6 protein-coding genes are annotated in these 8,050 nt (G+C 48.1%); 2 read left to right on the top strand and 4 right to left on the bottom strand.

Annotation, left to right across the window (positions count from 1 at the left end; all coding sequences use genetic code 11):
* Window positions 1-450: 450 nt before the first annotated feature.
* The 3 genes from aspS to AB1757_15475 all read right to left on the bottom strand — a co-directional run bounded on the left by aspS (window position 451) and on the right by AB1757_15475 (window position 4,252).
* Window positions 451-2,226, bottom strand: a complete 1,776-nt coding sequence (gene aspS / locus AB1757_15485; GenBank protein MEW6128441.1) for an aspartate--tRNA ligase — start codon at window positions 2,224-2,226, stop codon at window positions 451-453.
* 139 nt (window positions 2,227-2,365) lie between these two features.
* Window positions 2,366-3,646 carry a histidine--tRNA ligase gene (gene hisS, locus AB1757_15480; protein MEW6128440.1) on the bottom strand — a complete coding sequence of 427 codons (1,281 nt, stop codon included), beginning with the start codon at window positions 3,644-3,646 and terminating at the stop codon, window positions 2,366-2,368.
* Window positions 3,647-3,739: 93 nt separating this feature from the next.
* Window positions 3,740-4,252, bottom strand: coding sequence for a gamma carbonic anhydrase family protein (locus tag AB1757_15475; protein ID MEW6128439.1), 513 nt, complete (start codon window positions 4,250-4,252; stop codon window positions 3,740-3,742).
* 177 nt (window positions 4,253-4,429) lie between these two features.
* On the opposite strand from AB1757_15475, the gene AB1757_15470 reads away from it, so the two are divergent.
* Both AB1757_15470 and AB1757_15465 read left to right on the top strand, forming a co-directional pair.
* Window positions 4,430-5,056, top strand: coding sequence for a hypothetical protein (locus AB1757_15470; protein ID MEW6128438.1), 627 nt, complete (start codon window positions 4,430-4,432; stop codon window positions 5,054-5,056).
* Window positions 5,057-5,072: 16 nt separating this feature from the next.
* The gene (locus tag AB1757_15465; GenBank protein ID MEW6128437.1) at window positions 5,073-6,128 is read left to right on the top strand and encodes a thioredoxin-like domain-containing protein; all 1,056 of its coding nucleotides are present in this window, start codon (window positions 5,073-5,075) and stop codon (window positions 6,126-6,128) included.
* Between the two features lie 293 nt (window positions 6,129-6,421).
* Here the strand turns inward: AB1757_15465 and AB1757_15460 are convergent, their stop codons facing one another.
* Window positions 6,422-7,948, bottom strand: a complete 1,527-nt coding sequence (locus AB1757_15460; protein ID MEW6128436.1) for a 5'-nucleotidase C-terminal domain-containing protein — start codon at window positions 7,946-7,948, stop codon at window positions 6,422-6,424.
* Window positions 7,949-8,050 lie beyond the last annotated feature (102 nt).

Raw genomic sequence — 8,050 nt, 5'->3', positions numbered from 1 at the left:
GTTTCAATCGGCTAACAATCGCCTCTTCGATTTTCACGTGCGCACTTTGCAAATGGGGGAGAGGTATGAAAGCCATGTTTCAATCGGCTAACAATCGCCTCTTCGATTTTCACGAAGACAAAGTGTGCTTCTGGCCTTTGAATGTCAAGTTTCAATCGGCTAACAATCGCCTCTTCGATTTTCACAGACCCCCTTTTGGAGCCTTTATTTTCAAAGGTTTAAACCCCCGTTTGGGCTAACCCCCGAAAATCTGTCGAAAATCGTTAAAAAATAGTTCAAGTGAAATCGCTTGAAAACCTATGTAATTATCAAATAACCAAGGCTTTAAGTGGTCTGGGCTAATCCCCCCCCTTTTTTCAATACATGGGGGTTAGCCCAAAATTCAAATTTGTGCCGCCTAATCTATACCTTTTGCCCGCCAACTGGCAACTCGATTTTGCATTTTCCAGCTTAATCGACAATTTTGATATGCAATTCGCGCAATTGCTCTTCCGATACCGGACCCGGCGATTCAATCATTAAATCCGTGGCGCTGGCGGTTTTCGGAAATGCCATCACATCGCGAATCGAACCCTCTTTACATAACAACATCACCAACCGGTCAAACCCGAAAGCGATGCCGCCGTGCGGCGGTGTGCCGTATTCCAGCGCGTCCATGAAAAATCCGAACTTGCTGCGCGCATCTTCGTCACTCAACCCCAACGCTTTGAATACCCGGCGCTGAACTTCGCGTGAGTGAATACGAATCGAACCGCCGCCGATTTCAACCCCATTCAACACCAGGTCATATGCCTTGGCGCGCACCGCGCCGGGGTCGGATTCGATTTTGTCCATATCTTCATCGCGCGGACTGGTGAACGGATGGTGCATCGCGTAATAACGCCCATCTTCTTCGTGAAACTCGAACATCGGAAAATCCGTCACCCACAGAAAATTCAATTTGTTCGGGTCAATCAAGCCTTCGCGGTTGGCGATTTCACCGCGCAAAGCATTAAGCGATGCCGCAACCACCGATTTCTTGCCCGCGCTGATCAATGCCAAATCGCCCGCCTTGCAACCGGCAATAGTAGCCAGTTCTGCGGTTTTAGCTTCACCCAAAGCTTTCAGTAATGAAGAAGAAATTTCACCTTCCGAACTGATTTTAATCCACGCCAGACCGCCTGCGCCGTAACGTTTGGCGACCTCTGTCAAACCATCCAAATCCTTGCGCGAATACCTGGCGCAACCTTCGGCATTGACGGCTTTGACTTCGCCGCGATGGTCGAGCGCATTGCGATAGGGGGTGAAATCGCTATCCGCCAACGCCTCGGATAAATCGACCAATTCCAATCCGTATCGCGTATCGGGTTTATCGCTGCCGAAACGTCGCATGGCGTCGGCATAGGTCATTCGCGGGAAGGGCAATTCGACTTTCGGTTCAACCAGACGAAAGATTTCGGCAATCATCGGTTCCAGAGTTTTAAACACATCATCGGGGCGCGCGAAACTCATCTCGATGTCAATCTGAGTGAATTCCGGTTGCCGGTCGGCGCGTAAATCTTCATCGCGAAAACAGCGGACGATTTGAAAGTATTTATCGAACCCCGAAATCATCAATAACTGTTTGAACATCTGCGGCGATTGCGGCAGGGCGAAAAAATCTCCGGGCGACAACCGCGACGGCACCACGTAATCGCGCGCCCCTTCGGGGGTTGATTTAATCAACATCGGGGTTTCGATTTCGATAAAGCCTTTTTCATCCAGATAACGCCGAACGATGAGCGCGGCGCGATGGCGCAGGCGAATGTTTTCCTGCATTTTAACGCGACGCAAATCGAGATAGCGATATTTGAGGCGCACATCTTCGTTGGCGCGGGTCTGGTCGATTTCAAACGGCGGGGTTTTGGCTTCGTTGAAAACATATAACTCTTTGGCAATCACCTCGACGCGCCCGGTTTGCAAATTGGGATTGAATTTTTCCTTATCGCGCATCACCACTTTGCCGACCACACAAATCACATATTCGCCGCGAATGTCTTTGGCTTTTTGATGCGCGTCGGTATTGCGTTCGGAATCGAAGACCACCTGCACGACGCCTTCGCGGTCGCGCATATCGACAAAGGTCAGTGGGCCAAAATCGCGCCGACGATGCACCCATCCCATCAAGGTCACTTCCGAGCCTGCATGGTCAGGGCGCAAATCACCACAATAATGCGTTCTTTTCAATTGGTTTAAATTATCCAGCATAATCAATCAGTCAGGAGTCAGGAGTCAGATTCAGAAAAAGTATGAAGTATGAACGATGAACGATGAATAGCAGAGTTTTTATATTTGTTCATCGTTCATACTTCATACTTCATCGTTTCCTTTACTTTGACTTCTGAATTCATTTTAAATTTTCAATCAATTCCTTTTCGGAAAATGGTTTTTGTTCGCCGCTCTGCATATTGCGTAAGGTATAGCTGCGGTTTTGAATTTCATCATCGCCGATGATAAGCGTATATTCGGTTTGCAAATTATCGGCTACGGCTAAAGCCTTCTTCAGTTTTTTACCTTCGAGGTCAACGATTAAATTGATGCCTTCACGGCGCAGGCGACGCGCCAGTTGGAATGCATGGTCGCGCGCCGCATCGCCGATGTAGGCGATAAACAGCCTGGGGTTTTCTTTGACGCGGTCGCTGGCAGATTCCGGCAAACTCATCACCATGCGTTCCAGACCGAAGGCGAAACCGAAGCCTTTGAGCGGCGGCCCGCCAATCATTTCGGAAAGCCCGTCGTAACGCCCGCCACCGACGATGGTATTTTGCGCGCCGAGATTGCCGCCAATAATTTCAAAGGCGGTTTTGGTGTAATAATCCAAGCCGCGCACCAATCGCGGATGAATCGTGTAGGCAATCTGCCGTTCATCGAGATAATCGCGAAATGCTTTGAAATGTTGGTCGCATGACGCGCACAACATATCGGTGATTTTCGGCAGGCTGTTTAAAATCGGCTGACAACTCGGCACTTTACAATCCAGCACTCGCAGCGGATTGGTTTCAAAACGGCGCTGGCAATCGCCGCAGAGATTCGGCAATTGTTCGCGAATCGCTTCTCTGAGGGTTTCAATAAACGCCGGACGACAATTTTCATCGCCCACCGAATTAATCAGCATTTCGATGTTGGCGATGCCCAGTTCTTTGAAATACCAGTCGAGCATTTCCAGAACTTCGGCTTCGATTGCCGGGCTGTCGCTTTGCCCAAGCACCTCTACGCCGATTTGCGAAAACTGGCGATAACGCCCTTTTTGGGCGCGTTCGCGACGAAATTGAGGACCGATATAAAACAGCTTGATTAATCCCGGATGGTTATACAGCCCGTTTTCAATGCAGGCGCGAACCACTGATGCGGTTGATTCGGGTCTGAGGGTAATACGGTCGCCGCCTTTATCTTCAAAGGTGTACATCTCTTTGTTGACGTCGGTTTCGGTTCCCACGCCGCGCTCGAAGAGTTCGGTTTTTTCAATTATCGGCGTGCGGATTTCTTCAAACCCATAACGACGGAAGGCTTCGCGCGCCGCGCGTTCGATGAGATGCCAGCGTTCAATGTGCAGGTGAAAGTCTTCGGCTGCGGTATATCGCGCCGGCAAGATGTCGAGCGTGCCTTTTACTTTTTGAATCTTACTCATTTCAGGATACAGGATTCAGGATTTAGGATTCAGGTGGTAATACCGGATAATCAGTAACTCATTAAAGGTGAACCCTAAAGCCGGAACCGGAAATTATTTTTCGTTTAAATAAATATCTTTCAACTCGACGTAATGCTCCCAGTTGAACCGCAGTTGTTGAACCTCTTCGTCACTCAGTTCGCGGCGCACCTTGGCGGGCGCGCCCATCACCATTGAGCGCGGCGGAATCACTGTGCCGGGAGTGACCAGTGAACCGGCGGCGATTAAACAATTTTCGCCAATGACCGCTTCATCCAGAATAACCGAACGGATGCCAATCAGTGATTCATCTTTAATCTGACAACCATGCAGAATCGCGCCGTGCCCGATGGTGACGCGATTGCCCACAAGAGTAGGAAACTGGCCACTGGTGACATGAATGATGGTGCCGTCCTGTATATTCGTATGATTGCCGATGCGAATCGGAAAAACATCGCCGCGCAAAACACAGTTGAACCAGACGCTCGACTGTTCGCCGATTTCCACGTCGCCGATGATGTGCGCGCCTTGGGCAATGAACACCGATTCGGCGATTTTAGGCTTTATCCCTTTGAATGAATGAATCATTATTTTTCCAGGTAAAATTTACCGCGTAGATTTCGCGAAAACGCGCTGGACAGGGCTTGGTGGCGGCAATTTTCTCCAGTTAATAAAGAAATGAAAGTAGCATATCGAATGATGGGGTCGCAAGTTGACACGCCTTTGCCCATCGCCTAGCATCAACTGTGCTTCAAATTATTGCTTATGAAAAAAACAGCCCAGATAAATTCGATTCACAGACCTTTGCGGATAAACCATAAGCCTTACGGTCTGGCAGGGATTTTCATCCTCACGGTTTTATTGGCAGGATGTGGGAAGCCATTTAATGTTCAACCGCGACCGCGAACCCTAGCGGGAAATTATGCGGTGACCACTGAAACCGGCGGTTTGAAAATATCGGCTGAGGCGGTGACCGACGAGGATTACCTTTATCAAACTTTTGAAGCCAATTTGATTTTAGCCGGAGTGTTGCCGGTTCGATTGAAATTGGAAAATAGCGCATCCCAGGAAATTAAATTGAAGGACGCGCGGTTTGAGATTCGCGCCAATCAGCAAACTTTTAAATTAATCGATGGCAAAAAGGCATATGGGCGATTGATGGATTATTATGGGGTCACGGTTTATAACAAAGCCGGTTTCAAAGCATCGCGTGAAGATTTCATCGCCTACGGCATGGACATAAGAAAATCGCTTGATAGCAATGAAATTCGCGAAGGGTTATTGTTTTTTCAAGTGCCGGGTGACACCATACTCCAAAACGAATTGGTGTTGGTCATTAGAAAATTAAGTGAGCCAAAGGACAGTGAGCCGATTGAATTAAAGGTTAAGTAACGGCGGAGGAGCGTTGATGAGAAGATTTTTCCCGAAATTATTAATTGTCTGGTTATTGATTTCACTAAATGGAATGACTGCCGGTTTCGCGTCGCAACAGGATAAGCCCGCAAAACCCGACACCTCAACTCAAGAAAAACCGGATGCCTTTGACGCGGAAATGACGCGCGCGAAAACCGCGCTTGAAGAAGGGAATATCACAGACGGCATCGCCTCTTTAAAAAAAGCTGCGGAATTAAAACAGGGAAATTGTCTGCCCTGCTATCAACTGCTATCGCAAATCTATTTTCAATTGGGCGATTACGGCGAAGCGGTCACGGCTTTAAAAACCGCCATTGGCTTTAAACCGGAAAATGAAATCGGGTTGATGAATATGCTGGGCGTGGCGCTATTTTTACAGGACACCAAACCATCTTTGAATGAATCCGTCAAAGTCTTTAAGCAGGTCATTGAACGCGCCGGTGAGAAAGTGCCGCTCGCCTATTACAATCTCGCTTTTGCCTATTTCAAGGTTGGCAATGAAAAAGCGGGACTTGAAACCCTGAAAAAATATGTTCAGATTGACCCGAATTCGACGCAGGCTTCGCAGGCTAAACTGATTATTGAAAATCCCAAACTGGCGGGAGAAAAATTAGGCATCGAATTCAAGGTAAAAGCGATTTCGGGCGAAGAGCTTTCGCTTGCGGGGTATCGCGGAAAAGTTATCTTATTGGATTTCTGGGCGACCTGGTGCGGTCCCTGTATTGTCGAAATGCCCAATGTGAAAGCCACCTGGGAAAAATATAAGAACGATAATTTTGTCATCATCGGCATCAGCCTTGACCGCAATAAAAAGGCTTTCGATCAATATGTAAAAACCGAGGGACTGACCTGGCCGCAATATTTTGAAGGCACCGGATGGGATAATAAAATTGTCGAACTATACGGCGTGCACGCGATTCCCTACACGGTTTTAATCGATCAAAGGGGGGTCATCCGCGCAGTGGGGCTTCGCGGCGCGCGGCTCTATAAAAAAATCGGTGAGTTAATCGAACAGATAAAACAGGAAAAAGCCGCAACCGGTAAGAATTAAGCTGCCGATTCATCCAAATCCTCCAAAGCGATTGCTTCCAGGATTATGGCGATCAATTCGCGAACTTTTGCACAACCCGGTTTTTCAAACGCCGCATAATAATAAAATTCAATTCACGGTTATCACGAATCCACTCTAGAAATTCATTCGCTCTTTCAAAGAACACATCCGTGTGCGCGGGGATCACCGTTGAACAACTTTGATCAAGGAGCATTCCAGTATATTGTGCCTTGATACAAGCTTGAATCAAATATTGGATATCATCCTTAAACATTGGATTGACAAAATAATTATCAATGGGGTTGAACTGACTTGATTCGTCCCTCGATTTTTGGCGCAATCGTCCCGGCTTTTTTAATCGCATCCATCATGAGTTCCGGTTCAATCGGACCTTCTGTAGGTTTAACCAGAACCTCTGCGCCTTTGAAATCATAACCGTCACCGCCGCCAAACGAGTAGGCGCTGACCACCATCGTGTACTTCTGTGCCGGGTCATAAGCTTTGCCATTAATTTCGATACTGACAATTCGCGAGCCGACCGGTTTACCGCCATCATAGGTGAAACTCATTCCCGATACTTGCGGAAAACGTCCATCTTCTTCACCGGCTTTGCTGACGCCGTTTTCAAGCAGGCGTTTGAGATGTTCGCCGGTGAGCCGAACCTTTACCAGTCCATTTTCAAAAGGCAAAATGCTGAGCACATCTTTTTTGGTCAACTCACCGATGCCGTAAGTCGCGTCGGAACGAATGCTGCCGCTGTTGACGATAGCAACATCGGCTGATAACGCCGAACGATAAACATCAGCAATGTAATTTCCGAGATTGCTTTCATTGCGGCGAATGATGCCGGCGCGGGCTTCTAAAATGACATCGGTTTTGCCGAGCACTTCGCCCAAACTTTCGTTCAATTGTTTTTCATAAACTGCAATGGCTGCGGCGGCATCCGGGTCATCTTTAATCTGCTCAGTTACCGGAATCGCTTCCCAATCTATTGAAGCGACGCGGTAGCGGGTTCGCGAATTGCGTTTGCGCTCGACATTGATTTGAATGCGTCCGAGGTTGCGCGCATCCGAACCCATTTTCATAATCGGCGCGCACCCTGCCATCGATTCGAGCAATTCGTGTTCGTGACCGCCGATGATTAAATCGACATCGCATTCAGCCGCCAACCGCTTATCATCCGCCATCGGTAAATGGGTAAGCGCGATGATGACATCAAATCCTTTAATGCGCAGTTGTCGCGCCAGACGCTTGCCTGTGGCAATCGGGTCTTTGAATAAAACACCTTTGCCGGGACTCGATAAACTTTCGGTCTCTTTTACCAGTAAGCCGAATATTGCCACACGCACGCCGTTAAAATTCTTTGCGATATAGGGACTTGCGCCGCCGAACGGTTTGCCGGTTTTTTTATCGATGACATTGGCAACCGTGTAAGCGAAACGCGATTCGCGCATGCGTTCAAGCAACACGTCGGGACCGAAATCGAATTCGTGATTGCCCAGTGTCGCAATATCGACCTCGGCGGCATTCAACGCGGCAATCATCTGTTTGCCTTTGAATAGACGCGAAGCCACGGATGGTGAAATGAAATCACCGGCTAACAGGAAAAGGGTGTTCGGGGATTTGGCGCGAATCTCTTTTTGCAGACCCGCAACCCGCGCCATGCCGCCGCGTCTGCCACGATCAACCGGCGCAATCTGATAAACATCATTGAGTTGTAAAATCGTGATGGAAGTTTTTGAATCGGCTTTTTGAGCGACGACGATGATTTGAAAAATCAACAAAAAGCCCAGTAAAATCGGCAGTTTCTTTAATGTCATGCGGACATCCTTAATAAATGAATTGATAAAGCGTGGGAAATATAATCCGCAATCCCTGATGACGTAAAGCAGGAGTGAATGATTTATTTGAGTTCGACTATA

The sequence above is a fragment of the Acidobacteriota bacterium genome, from assembly GCA_040754075.1.
Classification (GTDB): Bacteria; Acidobacteriota; Blastocatellia; order UBA7656; family UBA7656; genus JBFMDH01.
Note: the sequence above shows the minus strand (reverse complement) of the source record. Positions and strands in the feature narration are given on the sequence as shown.

Excerpts from the sequence above, each read along its gene's own strand:
- AB1757_15470 (MEW6128438.1), top strand. The coding sequence starts at position 4,430 with ATGAAAAAAACAGCCCAGATAAATTCGATTCACAGACCTTTGCGGATA.
- hisS (MEW6128440.1), bottom strand. The coding sequence starts at position 3,646 with ATGAGTAAGATTCAAAAAGTAAAAGGCACGCTCGACATCTTGCCGGCG.
- AB1757_15465 (MEW6128437.1), top strand. The coding sequence starts at position 5,073 with ATGAGAAGATTTTTCCCGAAATTATTAATTGTCTGGTTATTGATTTCA.
- AB1757_15475 (MEW6128439.1), bottom strand. The coding sequence starts at position 4,252 with ATGATTCATTCATTCAAAGGGATAAAGCCTAAAATCGCCGAATCGGTG.
- AB1757_15460 (MEW6128436.1), bottom strand. The coding sequence starts at position 7,948 with ATGACATTAAAGAAACTGCCGATTTTACTGGGCTTTTTGTTGATTTTT.
- aspS (MEW6128441.1), bottom strand. The coding sequence starts at position 2,226 with ATGCTGGATAATTTAAACCAATTGAAAAGAACGCATTATTGTGGTGAT.